Source organism: Arthrobacter sp. MDT1-48-3 (genome assembly GCF_054511015.1).
On the sequence record NZ_JBTNDL010000014.1, the window covers coordinates 1 to 18,206 of the forward strand.

At 69.5% G+C, this 18,206-nt stretch carries 16 protein-coding genes; 10 read left to right on the plus strand and 6 right to left on the minus strand.

The window, feature by feature from the left end:
- Window positions 1-79: 79 nt before the first annotated feature.
- A complete protein-coding gene (gene rpsT, locus ACX80L_RS17345) occupies window positions 80-340 on the minus strand; it encodes a 30S ribosomal protein S20 (protein WP_087075755.1) in 261 nt (86 codons plus the stop codon).
- A 252-nt stretch (window positions 341-592) separates the two neighbouring features.
- A complete protein-coding gene (locus ACX80L_RS17350; protein ID WP_459291284.1) occupies window positions 593-1,150 on the minus strand; it encodes a type II toxin-antitoxin system PemK/MazF family toxin in 558 nt (185 codons plus the stop codon).
- A gap of 183 nt (window positions 1,151-1,333) precedes the next feature.
- On the opposite strand from ACX80L_RS17350, the gene lepA reads away from it, so the two are divergent.
- Together lepA and hemW are read left to right on the plus strand one after the other, a co-directional pair.
- A complete protein-coding gene (gene lepA / locus ACX80L_RS17355) occupies window positions 1,334-3,187 on the plus strand; it encodes a translation elongation factor 4 (protein ID WP_459268345.1) in 1,854 nt (617 codons plus the stop codon).
- Between the two features lie 30 nt (window positions 3,188-3,217).
- Entirely contained in the window at window positions 3,218-4,447 is a 1,230-nt protein-coding gene (gene hemW / locus ACX80L_RS17360; protein ID WP_459291286.1) for a radical SAM family heme chaperone HemW, read from the plus strand.
- Window positions 4,448-4,557: 110 nt separating this feature from the next.
- Here hemW and ACX80L_RS17365 read toward each other — a convergent pair whose 3' ends face one another.
- Together ACX80L_RS17365 and ACX80L_RS17370 are read right to left on the minus strand one after the other, a co-directional pair.
- Complete coding sequence (locus tag ACX80L_RS17365) at window positions 4,558-4,974, minus strand: DUF4870 domain-containing protein (protein WP_133080562.1); 417 nt, start codon at window positions 4,972-4,974, stop codon at window positions 4,558-4,560.
- Window positions 4,975-5,052: 78 nt separating this feature from the next.
- Window positions 5,053-5,904, minus strand: coding sequence for a DUF3097 domain-containing protein (locus ACX80L_RS17370; protein WP_459291288.1), 852 nt, complete (start codon window positions 5,902-5,904; stop codon window positions 5,053-5,055).
- A gap of 164 nt (window positions 5,905-6,068) precedes the next feature.
- Here ACX80L_RS17370 and hrcA point away from each other — a divergent pair, with 164 nt between their 5' ends.
- From hrcA to ACX80L_RS17385, 3 genes are all read left to right on the plus strand, one after another.
- A complete protein-coding gene (hrcA, locus tag ACX80L_RS17375; protein WP_459291290.1) occupies window positions 6,069-7,082 on the plus strand; it encodes a heat-inducible transcriptional repressor HrcA in 1,014 nt (337 codons plus the stop codon).
- 104 nt (window positions 7,083-7,186) lie between these two features.
- On the plus strand, window positions 7,187-8,317 hold the full coding sequence (gene dnaJ, locus ACX80L_RS17380) for a molecular chaperone DnaJ (protein WP_133080559.1): 1,131 nt from the start codon (window positions 7,187-7,189) through the stop codon (window positions 8,315-8,317).
- Between the two features lie 2 nt (window positions 8,318-8,319).
- Window positions 8,320-9,087, plus strand: a complete 768-nt coding sequence (locus tag ACX80L_RS17385) for a 16S rRNA (uracil(1498)-N(3))-methyltransferase (RefSeq protein ID WP_459291292.1) — start codon at window positions 8,320-8,322, stop codon at window positions 9,085-9,087.
- A 14-nt stretch (window positions 9,088-9,101) separates the two neighbouring features.
- On the opposite strand, the gene ACX80L_RS17390 is transcribed toward ACX80L_RS17385, so the two are convergent.
- Entirely contained in the window at window positions 9,102-10,097 is a 996-nt protein-coding gene (locus ACX80L_RS17390) for a GerMN domain-containing protein (RefSeq protein ID WP_459291294.1), read from the minus strand.
- Between the two features lie 403 nt (window positions 10,098-10,500).
- Between ACX80L_RS17390 and ACX80L_RS17395 the strand changes: the two genes are divergently transcribed.
- From ACX80L_RS17395 to ACX80L_RS17415, 5 genes are all read left to right on the plus strand, one after another.
- A complete protein-coding gene (locus ACX80L_RS17395; protein ID WP_133080556.1) occupies window positions 10,501-11,529 on the plus strand; it encodes a PhoH family protein in 1,029 nt (342 codons plus the stop codon).
- Window positions 11,526-11,999 carry an rRNA maturation RNase YbeY gene (gene ybeY, locus ACX80L_RS17400; protein WP_459291296.1) on the plus strand — a complete coding sequence of 158 codons (474 nt, stop codon included), beginning with the start codon at window positions 11,526-11,528 and terminating at the stop codon, window positions 11,997-11,999. Before ACX80L_RS17395 ends, ybeY begins: the two co-directional genes overlap by 4 nt.
- Window positions 11,996-13,306, plus strand: coding sequence for a hemolysin family protein (locus tag ACX80L_RS17405; RefSeq protein ID WP_459291298.1), 1,311 nt, complete (start codon window positions 11,996-11,998; stop codon window positions 13,304-13,306). Before ybeY ends, ACX80L_RS17405 begins: the two co-directional genes overlap by 4 nt.
- Window positions 13,293-14,222, plus strand: a complete 930-nt coding sequence (era, locus tag ACX80L_RS17410; RefSeq protein ID WP_133080553.1) for a GTPase Era — start codon at window positions 13,293-13,295, stop codon at window positions 14,220-14,222. The genes ACX80L_RS17405 and era overlap by 14 nt, the downstream gene beginning before the upstream one ends.
- 205 nt (window positions 14,223-14,427) lie before the next feature.
- Window positions 14,428-16,005, plus strand: coding sequence for an LCP family protein (locus ACX80L_RS17415; protein WP_459291300.1), 1,578 nt, complete (start codon window positions 14,428-14,430; stop codon window positions 16,003-16,005).
- A 100-nt stretch (window positions 16,006-16,105) separates the two neighbouring features.
- Here ACX80L_RS17415 and ACX80L_RS17420 read toward each other — a convergent pair whose 3' ends face one another.
- Window positions 16,106-18,064, minus strand: coding sequence for a M13 family metallopeptidase (locus ACX80L_RS17420; protein WP_459291302.1), 1,959 nt, complete (start codon window positions 18,062-18,064; stop codon window positions 16,106-16,108).
- Window positions 18,065-18,206 lie beyond the last annotated feature (142 nt).

The window sequence follows — 18,206 nt, forward strand, 5'->3', positions numbered from 1 at the left end:
CGGGATCGTCGCTCCCCTTCTAACAAAGGGTGGGTCCCCCCCCCCTGGGGAGCCCCCCCTACGTCGAAGGTTCCGCAGCTCAGAGCGCGTTGACCTTCTTGGAGATCGCGGACTTGCGGTTCGCTGCGTTGTTCTTGTGCAGCACACCCTTGCTGACAGCCTTGTCGAGCTTGCGGCTGGCTGCCTGCAGCGCCGTAGCGGCAGCGTCCTTGTCAGCGCCCTCGACGGCCGTGTTCACGGCGCGGATGGCGGTCTTGAGCTCGGACTTGACCGAGTTGTTGCGCTGCCTCGCCTTTTCGTTGGTGAGGATGCGCTTCTTCTGGGACTTGATATTTGCCACGTATGAGAACTTTCTTTGTATTGCGGACTGGTCGTGAGGGTATTTCGGCCAACCAAGACTGAGCGGCGTGGGGATACCGTATGGCGATCGGCCAAAGTGCCCGAAGACCTGCGCGGACACACAGCTATAAAGGTTACCAGAAAGGCGCACGGAATCCCGACTCGCCAGCCGTGCCGGTCGGGCTCCGGCGCCTCGACCGGTGAGCCCTCCGGCCTCGGGAGTGTGCCGTGGTCGGGACGGCCTCGGGCCTGCCTAGGGGAGCAGGTGGTCGGGCACCGCCGCGACCACCCGCTCGAAGCGCCCCCGTGCCAGGACCGCACCTTCACGCCGGATCTCGGCGGGGGCGATCCGCAGGACGCGGTCGATCTTCGCCTCGCTCGGGCGCCCCTGCCGGTCCCAGCTGCCCGTGCCGATGTCCACGTACCGGTCGTCGGAGTCGCGGCCGTTGTTCCGGTCCCGGCTCGTCAGCATGAGGCCCAGCAGGTCGCCGCCGTCGCGCCCGATCAGGAGCACGGGGCGGTCCTTGCCCTGCGCCGGGTCGTCCTCGTACGGAACCCACGTCCAGACGATCTCGCCCGGGTCCGGGTTGCCGTCGGCCGACGGCGAGTAGGCGAGCACCGCCTGCTGCCGTCGGTCGTCCCCGGAGCGGGGAGCCGCTGATGGCACCACCGGCCCGGGCCGCCGTGTGCCGACGGGGCGACGCCGGCTCTGCGGGCCCGTCCGATCGGCCGGGGTCCCGGCCGAGGTGCTGTCCACCGCCCGGACGACACGACGCGCGAGGGACAGGAGGGAGCGGACCGTGATCGCCATGCTGGAATCCTAGGCCAGTACCAGCCGTGGCCCGGGAACCGGGAGCGCGCGATTCCCGGAGCCGTGCGGCCACGTGGGACACTAGGGGGAGTTGAATCGGCGCGAACCAGCCCCGTCCGCCGCCGATGACGGCGCGGCGGGAGCCGCATGCCGCACCCTGTCCCGAAAGAGTGAGGAACCTACGTGTCACCCATGGCCCGCACCGCGCCGGTGCCCGCCGCCACCGATCCGGCGATCATTCGGAATTTCTGCATCATCGCCCACATCGATCATGGCAAGTCCACGTTGGCCGACCGCATGCTCCAGCTCACCGGAGCCGTCGAGCAGCGGGACATGAAGGCGCAGTACCTCGACCGGATGGACATCGAGCGCGAGCGCGGCATCACGATCAAGTCGCAGGCCGTCCGGCTGCCCTGGGAGGTGGACGGCACCGCCTACGCGCTGAACATGATCGACACCCCCGGCCACGTCGACTTCACCTACGAGGTGTCACGCTCGCTCGCGGCCTGCGAAGGGGCGATCCTGCTCGTCGACGCAGCGCAGGGCATCGAGGCCCAGACCCTCGCGAACCTGTACCTCGCGATGGAGAACAACCTCACGATCATCCCGGTCCTGAACAAGATCGACCTGCCTGCTGCGCAGCCGGAGAAGTACGCCGCGGAGCTGGCGAGCCTCATCGGCGGCGAGCCCGAGGACGTCCTGATGGTCTCCGGGAAGACCGGGGTCGGCGTCGAGGCCCTGATGGACAAGATCGTGCGCGACCTCCCCGCCCCGACCGGGGATCCGGATGCGCCGGCCCGGGCGATGATCTTCGACTCCGTGTACGACACGTACCGCGGCGTGGTGACCTACGTCCGCGTGGTCGACGGAAAGCTCAGCCCCCGCGAGCGCATCCAGATGATGTCCACGCGGGCCAGCCATGAACTGCTCGAGATCGGCGTGAGTTCGCCCGAGCCGAAACCCTCCAAGGGGCTCGGCGTCGGCGAGGTGGGCTATCTCATCACCGGTGTGAAGGACGTGCGCCAGTCGAAGGTCGGCGACACCGTCACCAACCTCGCCAAGCCCGCCGCGGAGTCGCTGGGCGGCTACCAGGATCCGAAGCCCATGGTCTTCTCCGGCCTCTACCCGCTCGACGGCACCGACTACCCCGTGCTGCGGGACGCGCTCGCGAAGTTCACCCTGAACGACGCCGCTCTCGTCTACGAGCCGGAGACGTCGGCGGCGCTGGGCTTCGGCTTCCGTGTCGGCTTCCTGGGCCTCCTGCACCTCGAGATCACGCGCGAGCGCCTCGAGCGCGAGTACAACCTCGACCTGATCTCCACGGCGCCGAACGTCGAGTACGAGGTCACGCTCGAGGACAAGCGCATCATGAAGGTCACCAACCCGAGCGAGTACCCGGTGGGCAAGATCGCCGAGGTGCGCGAGCCGATGGTGTCCGCGACGATCCTCGCGCCGTCGGAGTTCGTCGGCGCGATCATGGAGCTGTGCCAGCAGCGCCGCGGCGTCCTCGGCGGCATGGACTACCTGTCCGAGGACCGCGTCGAGATCCGGTACCGGCTTCCGCTGGCGGAGATCGTCTTCGACTTCTTCGACCTGCTCAAGTCGAAGACCCGCGGCTACGGTTCCCTGGACTGGAAGGCCGACGGCGACCAGGTCTCCGACCTCGTGAAGGTGGACATCCTCCTGCAGGGCGAACAGGTGGACGCCTTCAGCGCCATCACGCACCGGGACAAGGCCTACGCCTACGGCGTCATGATGACGGGCAAGCTCCGCGAGCTCATCCCGCGCCAGCAGTTCGAGGTGCCCATCCAGGCTGCCATCGGCGCGCGCATCATCGCTCGGGAGAGCATCCGGGCCATCCGGAAGGACGTGCTCGCCAAGTGCTATGGCGGCGACATCACGCGCAAGCGCAAGCTGCTCGAGAAGCAGAAGGAAGGCAAGAAGCGCATGAAGATGGTGGGGCGCGTGGAGGTGCCCCAGGAGGCCTTCATCGCCGCGCTGTCGTCCGACGAGTCGAAGGACAAAGCCAAGAAGTGACCCCGCACGGTTTCGAGGGGGCTGGTCCGCGTGCCTAGCGCCCTTCCACTCGGCCTCCCGGCACCCGAGGACGGCGTCCTGCCCCGGGAGGCAGCGGACGGCGCGCTCGGGCGCGACTTCTGCCTCTATGTGCACATCCCGTTCTGCGCCGTCCGCTGCGGCTACTGCGACTTCAACACCTACACCGCGACGGAGCTCGGCGGCGGGGCGTCGCAGGACGCCTACGCGGGATCGGTGCTGGCGGAGCTGGCCCTCGGTGCGCACGTCTTCGAGGCCTCCGGAGTGCCGGCCCGGCCGCTGTCCACCGTCTTCTTCGGCGGAGGCACTCCCACGCTCCTGCCGGCGGAGGACCTCGCCTCGATCCTCCGCGCGGCCACCGCGCAGTGGGGTCTGGCCCCGGATGCAGAGGTCACGACCGAGGCCAACCCCGACTCCGTCACGCCGGAGTCGCTGCGCGTCCTGAAGGAGGCCGGCTTCACCCGCGTCTCGTTCGGCATGCAGTCCGCGGTGCCCCACGTGCTCGCCGTGCTCGACCGCACGCACTCGCCCGAGCGCGTGCCGCAGGCCGTGCAGTGGGCGCGCGAGGCCGGGCTGAAGGTCAGCCTGGACCTGATCTACGGGACGCCGGGGGAGTCGCTGGAGGACTGGCGGACCTCACTGGCCACGGCCCTCTCGTACGGGCCCGACCACATCTCCGCGTACGCGCTCATCATCGAGGACGGGACCCGCCTCGCCTCGCGCATCCGCCGCGGACAGGTGCCGCCCATCGACGACGACGACCACGCGGACAAGTACGCCCTCGCGGAGGAGATGCTGACCGCCGGCGGCCTGCACTGGTACGAGGTCAGCAACTGGGCGCGGACGCCCGCCGACGAGTGTCGCCACAATCTGGCCTACTGGCGAGGGAGCGACTGGTGGGGCGCCGGCCCGGGTGCGCATTCGCACGTCGGCGGCACGCGCTGGTGGAACGTGAAGCATCCGCGTCCGTACGCCGAGGCTCTCGGGATCGGGCGGTCACCCGCGGCCGGACGCGAGATCCTGTCGGCGGAGGATCGCTACGTCGAGGACGTCATGCTGCGCGTACGGCTCCGTGAGGGGCTTCCGACCGGCTCCCTGACGGCGACGGGCCGCAGGGCGATCGCCGGGCTGATCGCCGACGGGCTCGTCGAGCCTGCCGCAGCTTTCGCGGGCCGCGTCGTCCTGACCTTCCAGGGCAGGCTGCTCGCGGACGCCGTCGTGCGGAGACTGCTGCCCGACTGACCGCACGGTCGTGCGGACGGCGCGAGCCGGGACCGCTGATGACGGCCGGGCGCGCCGTCGGTGGATCGGGAGACCCATGACCGGGACCGGCGGATGCGGCGCCCCGCCGGTCAGCGGACGAGGCGCAGGTTCAGCGGGTACCGGTAGGGTCGCCCGCGGTTGACCTGGATGCCGGCGTTGACCGAGAAGATGGTGATCGTGACCCAGATGAGGGCGTTCACGACGGCGAAGATCCCGCCGATGACCGGCACCAGCGACAGGAGCCAGGCGACCAGGGCGAGGATCGTCGGCGGCAGCGTGAAGTTCAGTGCCTCCTTGGACTCCTGCGCGGTGAAGGGGCCCCTGTCCTTGAAGATGAGGAAGATCAGCAGGGACGGGATGAATCCCAGGATGCCGCCGAAGTGTGCCAGGGTGGCGAACTGGCGGTCCTCCGACGCGGTCAGTGGAAGGGCGTTGGCCGGCGTTCCTTCGAACGCGGACTGGGACTCGCCCCGTCCGTGGTGCTGGTGGTCGGCGGTGTTGGGCAACTTCGATTCCTTTGCTGGCGGCGGAACATTTCCCCCGGATCGTGCTCCAAGGATACGTGGTGGTCGGGCGCCGACCGCTCAGGCAGGACCTGCCGGAGCGGTCAGGAAGTCGATGACCTCCTCGACGCGGCCCAGCAGCGAGGGCTCCAGATCCGCGTAGGTGCTGACCCCCGCGAGGATGCGCCTCCACCCATGGGCGACCGCGGCCTGGTCGGCGTGGGGCCAGCCCAGGCCGGCGAGGATGCCCGTCTTCCAGTCCTGGTGGCGGGGGACCACGGGCCAGGCCTCGAGCCCGAGGGCTGCCGGCTTCACGGCCTGCCACACATCGACGTAGGGGTGGCCCACGATCAGGACGTGGCTGCGGGCGCCGGGCACGGTCATCGCCTGCTGGGCGATGCGGGACTCCTTGGTGCCGGGCAGCAGGTGGTCGACGAGGATCCCCAGCCGGCGGTTCGGGCCGGGGCCGAAGTCCCGGACGGCTCCCTCGAGGTCGTCGACACCGTGCAACGGCTCGACGACGATGCCCTCGAGCCGGAGGTCGTCGCCCCAGACCTTCTCGACCAGTTCGGCGTCGTGCTTCCCCTCCACCCAGATCCTGCTGGCCCGGGCCGTTCTCGCCCGTGCACCCTCGACCCGCACGGACCCGGAGGCGGTACGCAGGGACGCGGGCGCCGTCCGCGCGACGGGTGCGACGACGTGCACGGGTGCGCCGTCGAGGAGGAAGCCATGGCCCAGCCGGAACGTGCGGTGCTTGCCGCGGCGATCCTCGAGGACCATCACGTGCAGCCCGCCGGACTTCTCGACGCGGATCACGGCGCCCACGAAACCGCTCTGGACGTCCTCGAGGACCATGTCCTTCTCGACGGGCACATCGGGCAGCGCGACCCTCCTGGGCGTCGAGATGTCCTGTGCCCCCCAGCCGTGGTCCATGCCGAGCCCGTCCTTCCCGCGAGGGCACCGGCGGTCTGCCGCAGCCCGGGTTCCCAATGCTAACAATCGGCCCGGACGTACTAGACTTGGCACTTGGGTGTGTCGAGTGCTAATCGCCTCCGGCCGCCCGGGAAGCGAGTGTGGAACCCGGAGGTGACATCGAAGTGAGTGAACCACGACGCCTGGAGGTCCTCCGGGCGATCGTCGAGGACTACGTCCATTCGCGGGAGCCCGTCGGCTCCAAGGCCCTCGTCGACCGCCACCAGCTCGGTGTCTCGTCCGCCACCATCCGTAACGACATGGCCGTCCTCGAGGAGGAGGGCCTGATCGCCGCACCCCACACGAGTTCGGGCCGGATCCCCACGGACAAGGGCTATCGGCTCTTCGTGGATCGCATCTCGGAGGTTAAGCCCCTCTCCGCGCCGGAGAAGAAGGCCATCCAGACGCTGCTCGAAGGAGCGGAGGACCTCGACGACGTGATGGACCGGACGGTCCGGCTGCTGGCGCAGCTCACCAACCAGGTGGCCGTGGTGCAGTTCCCCCGGGTCGGTGGGGCCTCGGTGCGCCACATCGAATTCGTGCTGCTCGCGCCGCAGCAGATCCTCGTGGTCCTGATCGCGACGAACGGCACGGTCCAGCAACGGATCGTCCGGACGCACGCCGCTCTCCAGGAGGCCGAGCTGGCGGAGCTGAAGCAGCGGATCCTCTCCGCGGTGTCGGGTGTGAAGCTCTCCGCCCTGCCCGGCGAGCTCGCGGTCGCGGCCTCGCAGCTTCCTCCTGCACTGCGGGCCCACGGGAGTACCATCGGAAGGGCGCTCGAGCAGCTCGCGGGACTCGGCCGTGACGACCGTATCCTGCTGGCGGGTACCGCGAACCTCGCGCGGTCCACGGGCGACTTCCCGCTGAGCATCGGGCCCATCCTCGAGGCGCTGGAGGAGCAGGTGGTGATGCTCCGTCTCCTGTCCGAGATGGAGTACGACGCGCGGGGGATCTCGGTGAGGATCGGCAGCGAGAACCCCTACGGGGGCCTGTCGGAGGCCTCCGTGGTCGCGACGGGCTACGGCCCGGATGCCGGTGCGAAGCTCGGCATCCTCGGACCCACCCGGATGGACTATCCGACGACGATGGCCGCGGTGCGCGCCGTCGCCCGCTATCTCTCGAGGATCCTCGAGGAATAGCCTCCGGCCCTGATCCGGGCGGTATCCCGCGATCCGGGCAGTATTCCGCCGGCCCGGCCGGCGAGCACAAGACAAAAGTCTCCAACAGGAAGTGATGTGCACGAGTGAGTAATCACTATGAGGTCCTCGGTGTGGCGCAGGGTGCGACCGGGGAGGAAATCAAGAAGGCGTACCGCAAGCTCGCGCGGAAGCTCCACCCGGACGTGAACCCCGGTGAGGACGCGTCGGAGGAGTTCAAGCGCGTCAGTCACGCCTACGAGGTCCTGTCGGATCCCCAGAAGCGGCGGGTCTACGACACGACGGGCAACGAGAACGGGACCGACAACGGCTACGGCTCGGGCTACTCGGGCTCGGGCTTCGCTTTCCAGGACATCTTCGAGACCTTCTTCGGCGGAGGCGGCCAGCAGCCGGGTGCTCCTTCGCGGACGCGTCGCGGGCAGGACGCGCTCATCAACGTGCGCATCGACCTGAAGGATGCCGTCTTCGGCACGAACAAGAAGATCGAGGTGGACACCGCGGAGGTGTGCCCCACCTGCGACGGCACGTGCTGCCAGCCCGGCACCTCGCCCCGCACCTGCGACATCTGCGGTGGTTCGGGCCAGGTCCAGCGGGCCGTGCGCTCGATCCTCGGCCAGGTCATGACGAGCGCGCCCTGCGGCACCTGCCAGGGGTACGGCACGGTCATCCCCAGCCCGTGCCACGAGTGCAGCGGCGAGGGGCGCATCCGCGCCCGCCGCACCCTCACCATCAAGGTCCCCGCCGGGGTCGGTACGGGCACGCGCATCCAGCTCGCCGGACAGGGCGAGGCCGGCATCGCCGGCGGACCCCAGGGCGATCTCTACGTGGAGATCCGGGTCGAGACGAATGCGACCTTCCTGCGTGACGGCGACGACCTGCACGTGACGCTGAGTGTCCCGATGACGGCTGCGGCGCTCGGTACCACGGTCCACCTGGACACCTACGACGGCGACCAGGAGCTGGTCATCAAGCCGGGCACGCAATCCGGCGAGATCCTCACCCTGCGCGGCCTCGGCGTCACGCACCTGCGAAACCAGGGCAGGGGGGACCTGCGGGTCCACCTCAATGTCGAGACGCCCCGGAACGTCGACCACCAGCAGGAGGAACTCCTCCGCAAGCTCGCGGAACTGCGCAACGAGGAGTACACGGACGGACAGCTGGCCAGCAGCGGTTCGGGCGTGTTCGCGCGCCTGCGGGAGCGTCTCGGGAACCGCTGACCATGACGCGACCCCTCTTCTTCGGACCGGGTGAGGTAGTCCGGTCCGCAGCGCCCGGTGCCGTGTTCGTCCTCGGCGGTGACGAGGGGCGCCACGCCGCGACGGTCCGGCGGCTCACGGCCGGTGAGCGCATCGACGTCTCCGACGGTGCGGGCTACCGGCTCCGCGGGCTGGTCTCGGCGGTCGGGGCCGGGACCGTGGAGCTGATGGTGGAGAGCGCAGGGCAGGATCCGGCGCCCCGGCACCGCCTGGTGCTCGTCCAGGCCCTCGCGAAGGGCGGCCGCGACGAGCAGGCCGTGGAAGCGGCCACCGAACTCGGCGTCGACGCCGTCGTCCCCTGGCACGCCGAACGCAGCATTGTCCGCTGGCGCGGGGACAAGGAGGACAAGGGCCGGCAGAAGTGGACCTCGCTCGTGGCCGCCGCCTCGAAGCAGTCACGCCGCTCGTTCGTCCCGACCGTCCATGGCGTGCTCGACACGCCGCGACTGGTGGCCTGGGCGTCGACGGTGGATCGGGTCGTCGTCCTCCACGAGGACGCCGAGGTGTCTCTCGCCGAGCAGGTGTCGGAGCTGCGCACCTCAGGCGCCCTCGACGTCCCGACGTCGACCGCCGTGGTGGTCGGCCCGGAGGGCGGCATCAGTGACACCGAGCTGGCCAGACTGCGGACAGCCGGTGCGAGCACGGCCCGCCTGGGTCCGCACGTCCTGCGGTCGTCCTCGGCCGGTCCGGCCGCACTCGTGCTGCTGAACCACCTGCTCGGTCGCTGGTAGGGCGGGAGGCGCGGCTATCGGACGACGACGGTCTTCGAATCAGCGGCGCTGGTCGCGTCCGAGGGCGCGGACACCGTGATCTCGTAGCGGCCCGGTGGAAGGGTGACCGAGAAGGAGAACGCCCCGGGTGCGCCGTCCTGCGGGGCCATGTCCACGGAGCCGTCCCGGAAGAGGGCGGCGTCGCCGTCCTCGGAGCCGTCGATGCTGCGGTCGATCCGCCAGTCCAGGGACTGCTCGGCGGCCGGTCCCACCCCGTGGATCGTGAGGCCCGCGGTGTCGGCCTCGACATCCTCCTGCGGATCGATGATCCACACCGGAGCGAGGTTGGCGGGGTCCCGGGTCCACTCGCCGTCCAGGTCGACGGCGTCGAAGGCGCGGTAGCCGGCCGTCCCGTCCACGAGTACGACCACCGAGCTGGCCTCGCCCCCGGTGATGAGGCCGGCGTCGGACGCCGCCGCGGTCGCCGTGTAGACCAGTTGCTGGAGGGCGAGGCGGGCCTCGTCCTCGCCGAGTCCCTCCGAGACGGCGTCCGAGGAGATGTCGAGCGTGATGACGTTCTTCGTGGAGATCGAGGACGTCACGTTCGACGCGGCCCGCCACGGGGAGCGGTAGTCGGGGTCGAGCGGCCGCCCCGAGGTCATGAGCTGCACGGCGTCGGCGATCGGATCTCCGGAGCCTTCGGCCGGTGCCACCAGGAATTCGCGGAACAGCTTGTCGCTGCCGTCGACGTCGCCGAGCCAGTAGACCGGGAGGAGGGGCTGGACCGCGTCGGCGGGCCCGGCTGCCGCGCCCTCGCTCCGGACCGCCGGTACGGTCGGGGACGCACCGGCCTCCCCTGCGGACGACGTCGGCTGCAGGGGTGCCGGAAGCGACGTGGTCGGCGCGCCGCCCTGGTTCGGGCCGACGTTGGGGAGGAGGTACACGCTGCTGGCGACGAGCACCCCGCCGGAGACCAGGAGCATGCTTCGCAGCCCCAGCCGGTTCTTCCTCAGGGGGTCCTGCTCGTTCATGCCGGCCCCCTTCCGTCGGGCGCACTGGTGCGCGGGTCTATCGGTGGAATGTCCGTGTCCCGGCCGGGGGACGCCCCTGTCGGACGAGGCGCCGGCCGCTTGCGGTGGTCCTGCCGGACCTGATTCAGCTTGGCACAACGCAGGGAACGCCCCGCCACGAATACGGGCGGGTGGCAGGACTGAAACCCGATCGATACGAAGCCGTTGCCGATTCGCGACGAAAGCCGAGTGCGGCTCGGCAGCGTTCGCCGCCGTCGACCCCGAGGGAATCAAGGCGGTCCCGCTCCTGTTGACAAAAGGGGGATGCCGTAACATTGGCATTCCTGCTGCGAGAGCACGACAGGACCAGATCATCAGGACGACTACTCCAGCGAGGGGCGATCAGAGGCCGGACGGCCGAGCTATGAGCGAATCTTCAACAGGCATCAATGCGGCAGGACTGGACACCAGGACCTTCGTCTTCGAATCGACCCAGCAGATGGTGCAGTCGCTCGGCTCCAACGACGAGGCGCTCCGCCTGATCGAGGAGTCGTTCCCGGGCGTCAGCCTCCAGGCCCGGGGCAACGAGCTGGCGATCACGGGACCTTCCGCGGACGTCCTGCGCACCGAGCGGCTGATCGGTGAGATCCAGACCATGGCCAGCAACAACGCCACGGTCTCGCCCCAGGTCCTCGAGCAGCTGGTCACGATGCTCAAGACGCAGAGCGCCGCCCGTCCCTCGGAGGTGCTGTCCGTAAACATCCTGACGTCGCGCGGAAAGACCATCCGCCCCAAGACGCTGAACCAGAGCACGTACGTCGACGCCATCGACCGCAACACCATCGTGTTCGGCATCGGCCCGGCCGGTACCGGCAAGACCTACCTGGCCATGGCGAAGGCCGTCCAGGCGCTGCAGCAGAAGGAGGTCAACCGGATCATCCTGACGCGCCCCGCCGTGGAGGCGGGGGAGCGGCTGGGCTTCCTCCCGGGCACCCTGAACGACAAGATCGACCCGTACCTGCGTCCGCTGTACGACGCGCTGCACGACATGATGGACCCCGATTCCATCCCACGCCTCATGGCGGCCGGCACGATCGAGGTCGCACCGCTCGCCTACATGCGCGGGCGGACGCTGAACGACGCGTTCATCATCCTCGACGAGGCGCAGAACACGACGCCGGAGCAGATGAAGATGTTCCTCACACGCCTCGGCTTCGGGTCCAAGATGGTCGTGACCGGCGATGTCACGCAGGTGGACCTCCCCAACGGGACGAGTTCCGGCCTGCGGATCGTGAGCGAGATCCTCCGCGACGTCGACGACGTCTACTTCAGCGAACTGGATGCCGCCGACGTCGTCCGGCACCGCCTGGTGGGCGACATCGTCAGTGCCTACAGCACGTGGGACGAAGAGCAGCGCGCGACGCAGGCCCGCCGACCGGTGGCAGCCCGATGAGCGTCGAGGTCAACAACGAGTCCGGTTACGAGGTCGAGGAAGAGTCCCTCGTCCGCCTCGCGAACTTCCTGCTCGAATCCCTGTTCGTCCACCCCGAGGCGGAACTGTCGATCATCCTCGTCGATGTCGCCGCGATGGAGAAGCTCCACGTGGAATGGATGGACGAGCCGGGTCCCACCGACGTGCTGTCGTTCCCCATGGACGAGCTGCGTCCCGGCACGCCGGGGCGCGTCACGCCCGCCGGGCTGCTCGGCGACATCGTGCTCTGCCCCGAGGTGGCGGCATCACAGGGGGCTGCCGCGGGCCACGGCACGAACGACGAACTGCTCCTCCTGACCACGCACGGCGTGCTCCACCTCCTCGGCTACGACCATGCGGAACCCGAGGAGGAGAAGGAGATGTTCGGCCTGCAGCGCCAGCTCCTGTCCGACTTCCTCGGCGGCACCGCACCCCGGGAGACGCGCGCTTGACCATCTGGCTCCTCGGGCTCATGGGTCTGCTCTTCGCACTCACCGCAGCGCTCGTCACGGCTGCGGAAGCAGCGTTCAGCTACCTCCCGCGGCAGGAGGGCGAAGCACTCGTCCAGGGGTCGCGCACCACCTCCCTCCGCCGCATCCTCGATGCCCCCGTCGCCCATATGCATGCGCTGCGGTTCTGGCGGGTCTGGTTCGAGATGGCCGGAGCGGTCGCCGTCGCCATCCTGTTCCACGACCTCTTCGACAGCATCTGGCTCGCAGGGCTGCTCGCCACCGCGGTGATGGCGGCCATCGGCTTCGTGATCGTGGGCGTGTCGCCACGCCAGCTCGGGAGGATGCACGCTCCCGCCGTAGTGCGCGCGACCGCCGGGCTGGTGGCGTTCCTCTGCGCCGTCCTCGGGCCCATCCCGCGCTGGCTCGTGGGGATCGGCAGCGCCATCACACCCGGGGCCGCACGGGACGAGGCCGCGTTCTTCACTCAGGAGGAGTTCCGGGAGCTGCTCTCCCGCGCCTCGGACGCCGAGATGATCGAGGACAACGAAGCGGAACTCATCCACTCGGTCTTCGAGCTCGGCGACACCAAGGTGCGGTCCGTGATGGTGCCACGCACCGACATGGTGACCATCGAGTCCGGCTCGACCCTCAGCCAGGCCATGTCGCTCTTCCTGCGGTCGGGCTACTCGAGGATCCCCGTGATCGGCGAGAGCTCCGACGACATCAAGGGCCTGCTGTACCTGAAGGACGTCGTCGCGAACCTCCACGGCCGCCCGGCGTCGAACCTGTCCCGACCGGTGGACGCGGACTGCCGGCCCGCCCGCTACGTGCCGGAATCGAAGCCCGTGGGCGACCTGCTGAGGGAACTGCAGCGCGAGTCGACGCACGTCGCGATCGTGATCGACGAGTACGGCGGAACCGCCGGACTCGTCACGCTCGAGGACCTGATCGAGGAGATCGTGGGCGAGATCGTCGACGAGTACGATTCCGAGGTCCCGGAGCAGGAGCAGCTCGACGACGGCGAATACCGCGTGAGTGCCCGGATGGGCATCGACGACCTCGGTGTGCTGTTCGGCCTCAACCTCGACGACGAGGAGGTGGACACGGTGGGCGGGCTCCTCGCGAAGACCCTCGGAAGGGTGCCGATCGTGGGATCGGAGGTCACAATTGACGGTATCGGTCTGCGGGCCGAGCGCGTGGAGGGCCGCCGCAACAGGGTGTCCCACGTCATCGCGTACCGCATTCCGCCAGAGCACACCGAGCAGGACGAACGAGAGACGATAGAGGCTGACAATGAGCGACGCTGAGCACAGGGCAGGATTCGTCTCGCTCGTGGGACGGCCGAACGCCGGTAAGTCCACCCTGACGAATGCCCTGGTGGGGCAGAAGGTCGCCATCACCTCGGCGAAGCCCCAGACCACCCGGCACACCATCCGCGGCATCGTGAACCGCGAGGATTCCCAGATCGTCCTCGTGGACACCCCCGGACTCCACCGTCCGCGTACCCTCCTGGGTCAGCGCCTCAACGACCTCGTCGCGGACACGCTGGCCGAGGTCGACGCCGTCGGTTTCTGCCTTCCGGCCAACGAGAAGATCGGCCCCGGCGACCGCTTCATCGCCGAGCAGCTGGCACGGCTCAACCGCAAGCCCCTCATCGCCGTGGTGACCAAGACGGACCTCGTGGACCGTCAGGCCCTGACCGAGCAGCTCCTCGCCGTGTCGAAGCTCGGCACCGAGGTCGCCGGCCCCGAGGGATGGGCGGACATCGTGCCGGTGTCGGCCGCCGACGGCTTCCAGGTGGACACCGTCGCGGAGGTCTTCAGCCGGCACATGCCGGAATCGCCCGTCCTGTATCCCGGCGGTGAACTGACCGACGAGCCGGAAGCGGTGATGGTGGCCGAGCTGGTGCGCGAGGCCGCCCTCGAGGGGGTCCGGGACGAGCTCCCCCACTCCCTCGCCGTCGTGGTGGAGGAGATGATCCCGCGCGAGGGCCGCAGCGAGGACAACCCGATGCTCGACGTGCACGTGAACCTGTACGTCGAGAGGCCGTCGCAGAAGGCGATCATCATCGGCAAGGGCGGCGCCCGGCTCAGGGAGGTGGGCACCAACGCCCGCCGCGGGATCGAGGCGCTGCTGGGCACCCGGATCTACCTCGACCTGCACGTGAAGGTGGCCAAGGACTGGCAGCGTGATCCCAAGCAGCTCGTGAAGCTCGGCTTCTAGCGGCACGACTTCCGCGTCCCGCTCGTTGGCATGCGGGGAGCGGGCTACCTGCCCTGCGCTCTCCGGCCGCTCGGTCCCCGATGACCGCGGCCACCGCCGCGCCGCAGTTCGGGGACCGGCAGGAGAGCCGCGGCCGAGCGAAAAGGCGGCAGCGCCTCCCTCCGGCCAGTACCGACCACGTCCATCCATCCGAAGGAGACCGGGAATGACCGGCCGATCATCCCGCGAGGGCGCAGGCAGCGCCGGCGACGCCAGTGCGGCGAGCGCCCCAGTTCCCCTGGGTGCCGGACCCGCGGGGCGGCATCTCGGCCATGGCGGAGGGCACCGCGGGCTCCGGCTGACGGCCATCCTGATGGCCTCCGTCCTGGTGGCTGCCCTCGCCTTCGTCGCCGTGCAGGTCTTCCGCCTGCAGTCCAACGTGGCCACCCTCCCGCTCAATCTCGGACAGGGCCAGGAGTCGGCGCTCCCGGTCGACTCCAGCACGGACCCGCTCCAGATCCTCATCCTCGGCACGGACACGCGCACGGGCAACAGCGGCGAGTTCTTCGGGGACGAGGAGGACTCCTCCGGCGACGGCAACTCGGACGTGATGATGCTGATGACGCTCTCGGCCGACCGCGAGGACGTCACCGTCGTGTCCTTCCCCCGCGACCTGCTGGTACCCCTGCCGAGTTGCGTGGATCCGGAGACGGGGGAGACATCGCAGGCGATGGATCTGGGCCAGCTCAACGGGGCACTCGACGAGGGCGGACCGGGCTGCACCGTGGCGGCGATCAACAACCTCACAGGGCTCTCGGTGGACCACTTCATGATGGCCGACTTCAACGCGGTCAAGGAGCTGTCCTCGACCCTCGGCGGGGTCGAGGTGTGCGTCGACGAACCCGTGGAGGACGAATACTCCGGGCTGTCCCTGCCTGCCGGGACCAGCGAGGTCGAGGGAGACCAGGCGCTGGCCTTCCTGCGCACGCGCCACAGCTTCGGTGACGGGGGAGACACCGGGCGGATCGCCGCCCAGCAGTCGTTCATGGCGTCGATGGCCCGCAAGGTGCGGGCAGAGGGGACCCTAACGAACCTGCCCAAGCTCTACACCATCGCCGACACGGTCACCCGGAACCTGACCGTCGACGAGGGCCTGTCCCAGCCCACGGAACTGCTGAAGATCGCCGATCGCCTGAAGGATGTCGATCTCGGCAACATCGCGTTCGTGACCGTCCCCACCGAAGCGTGGATCGAGGATCCGAATCGGCTCGTCCTCGACGAGGAGGGCGCCGCCCCGCTCTTCGACGCGCTGCGCGAGGACCGGGGCCTCACCGAGGAGGCGCCCGAGACCGCCGCGCCCGGCACGGGGGCCGCCACGCCTGCCCCGTCGGACGCACCCCCCGCCCCCTCGACCCCGACGTCCGCCCCCGAGGTGCCGGCGTTCGATCCGGCATCCGTCCCGGTGCTCGTCATCAACGCGACGACGGACATCGACCGTGCGGCCGAGGTGCAGCAACTCCTCGTCGGGGCCGGCTACACGCAGGCCGCTCCCTTCGAGTCCGTCCCGGCGGAGACGTCACAGGTCCTGTTCGGGAGCGGGTACGACGCCGCTGCCGCTGACCTCGCGGAGCGGTTCGGGGTCCCTGCGAGCCAGGTGCTGTTCAGCGGGACGGCGGCAGGTGTGGAGCTGCTCGTCGGCGCCGACCTCGCCACCGGCACGAAGGTGGTCCTCCCGCCGCTGGGCGGCGAGCTGGACGGCCAGACCGCGGACCAGGTCACCTGCCAGGCGTCGTCGGGGTTCTAGGAGAGCTTCTCCTCCGGCGCCCTCGGCCGCACGGACGCCCAGCGGACGCTCGGGGGAGTCGGGGCCGCAGCCGCACCGGCGGCCGCAGCCCCGATCCCGGTCACCAGATCCGGACGCGCTCCCCGGGCTCCAGCCACAGGCCGTCCTGATCGGCCACGTCGAAGGCGTCGTGGAACTCGTCGAGGTTCCGCACCACCTGGTTGCAGCGGAACTCGTTGGGTGAATGCGGATCGACGGTCAGGCGCCGTCGGGCCTCCTCCGGCCGGATCTTCTGCTGCCAGCAGGTGGCCCACGACAGGAAGAACCGCTGCGTCCCGGTCATGCCCCCGATCACGGGTGCCTCCTCGCCGCCGAGGCTCAGGAGGTAGGCGCGGTAGCTGATGCCGAGGCCTCCGAGGTCGCCGATGTTCTCCCCGAGGGTCAGTTCACCGTTCACGGCCTGCCCGGGGACCTCGGACGGCTCGAGTGCGGCGTACTGCGCCACCAGGCGGCCGGTCAGGGCGTCGAAGGCCTCCCGGTCCTCCTCGCTCCACCAGTTGTGCAGGCGCCCGGTCCCGTCGAACTGGGATCCCTTGTCGTCGAAGCCGTGGCCGATCTCGTGACCGATCACGGCTCCGATCGCTCCGTAGTTGACGGCGTCGTCGGCGTCGATGTCGAAGAACGGCGGCTGCAGGATCGCCGCAGGGAAGACGATCTCGTTCATGGTGGGCATGTAGTAGGCGTTGACCGTCTGCGGCGTCATGAGCCATGCGCCGCGGTCGATCGGCCGGCCGAGCTTGCCCAGCTGCCTGCGGTGCTCGAACTCCGACGCGCGCAGGACGTTGCCGTAGAGGTCGGAGGGCCGGACGTCGAGCGGGCCGTAGTCGATCCACTCCTCCGGGTAACCGATCTTCGTGGTGAACTGCGAGAGCTTCTCCAGTGCACTGGCGCGGGTCTCGTCGGTCATCCAGGTGAGCGCCGAGATGCTCGACTCGTAGGCCGCGATGAGGTTGCCGACGAGATCGAGCATCGCCGCCTTGTGCGTGGCGGGGAAGTGCCGCTCCACGTACCGCTGCCCGATGGCCTCGCCCATCGCTCCTTCCACCAGGGCCACGCCGCGCTTCCACCGGTCCTTCAGGCGCGGCGTACCCGCGAGGTGGGTGCCGTAGAAGGCGAAGGACGCGTCGACGAACCGCTCGTCCAGGTAGTCGGACGCGTGCAGCAGGACGCGGCTCACGAGCCACTCGCGCCATGTCCCGAGCTCCACCGAGCCGAGGGCGTCGTCGAGCCCTCGCACGAAATCGGGCTGGTTGACGACGAGCTCCGAGGACTGGTGCGGTTCGTCGACGACGACGCGCAGCCACCGTGCCAGGTGACCGGAGAGCGCGGCGGCGTCGTCGTGCCGGACGAGGTTGTAGGTCTTCTGCGGGTCGCGCCGCTCGACGCTGCCCATCGACGACGCCGCGAGGCGCGTCTCGAGTGCGAGCACGCGATCAGCCGCCCCGGCTGGATCGTCGCCGCCGACGAGCCCGAACAGCGTCGACAGGAGGTTTCGGTACTCGTCCCTCGTCTCCGCGAAGCCCTCCTCACGGTAGTACGACTCGTCGGGGAGCCCCAGGGCGGACTGGTACAGGTGGAGCAGGTACCGCTCGGGATTGCCGGCGTCGTTGCTGACATAGGGTGCGACGAGGCCCTGGATACCCGACCGCGTCAGCTCCGCACTGAGGTCCACCAGCTCCGCGACCGACGACACGGCGGCGACCCGGGCCAGCAGCCGCTCGATCGGCTCCGCCCGCCGGGCCTCGATCCGGGCCGTGTCCATGAAGTCCGCGTACAGCGTGCCCAGTTTCGCGTCGATGCCGTCCGCCGGTCCGGTCCCCGCCCGCGAGGCGGCGTCCTCGATGATCGCGCGGACGGCGAGCTCGGACGCGTCCCGGAGGGCGGTGAAGGACCCCGTGAGCGGACGGTCGTCGGGGATCACCGCGTCCTTCAGCCACACTCCGTTGGCATGCCGGAAGAGGTCGTCCTGGGGTCGGACCGTTCCGTCGAGATTGTCCGGATCGAGAGTGCTGATCGTCATTGTCGCTTCCTGTTTCCTCGTGCTGCGGTACCTGGTATCCCGAGGCGACGCGCCCCGCAAGCCATCCTATGTGCCGTGCTATCGTGGCAACGTGCGCGCACACAGAACTCTTCTTCGGTGCCGCGGCGAGGCCATCTAGGAC

Excerpts from the sequence above, each read along its gene's own strand:
- ACX80L_RS17385 (WP_459291292.1), top strand. The coding sequence starts at position 8,320 with ATGACGCGACCCCTCTTCTTCGGACCGGGTGAGGTAGTCCGGTCCGCA.
- ACX80L_RS17420 (WP_459291302.1), bottom strand. The coding sequence starts at position 18,064 with ATGACGATCAGCACTCTCGATCCGGACAATCTCGACGGAACGGTCCGA.
- ACX80L_RS17415 (WP_459291300.1), top strand. The coding sequence starts at position 14,428 with ATGACCGGCCGATCATCCCGCGAGGGCGCAGGCAGCGCCGGCGACGCC.
- ACX80L_RS17370 (WP_459291288.1), bottom strand. The coding sequence starts at position 5,904 with ATGGACCACGGCTGGGGGGCACAGGACATCTCGACGCCCAGGAGGGTC.
- era (WP_133080553.1), top strand. The coding sequence starts at position 13,293 with ATGAGCGACGCTGAGCACAGGGCAGGATTCGTCTCGCTCGTGGGACGG.
- ybeY (WP_459291296.1), top strand. The coding sequence starts at position 11,526 with ATGAGCGTCGAGGTCAACAACGAGTCCGGTTACGAGGTCGAGGAAGAG.
- ACX80L_RS17390 (WP_459291294.1), bottom strand. The coding sequence starts at position 10,097 with ATGAACGAGCAGGACCCCCTGAGGAAGAACCGGCTGGGGCTGCGAAGC.
- ACX80L_RS17395 (WP_133080556.1), top strand. The coding sequence starts at position 10,501 with ATGAGCGAATCTTCAACAGGCATCAATGCGGCAGGACTGGACACCAGG.
- ACX80L_RS17350 (WP_459291284.1), bottom strand. The coding sequence starts at position 1,150 with ATGGCGATCACGGTCCGCTCCCTCCTGTCCCTCGCGCGTCGTGTCGTC.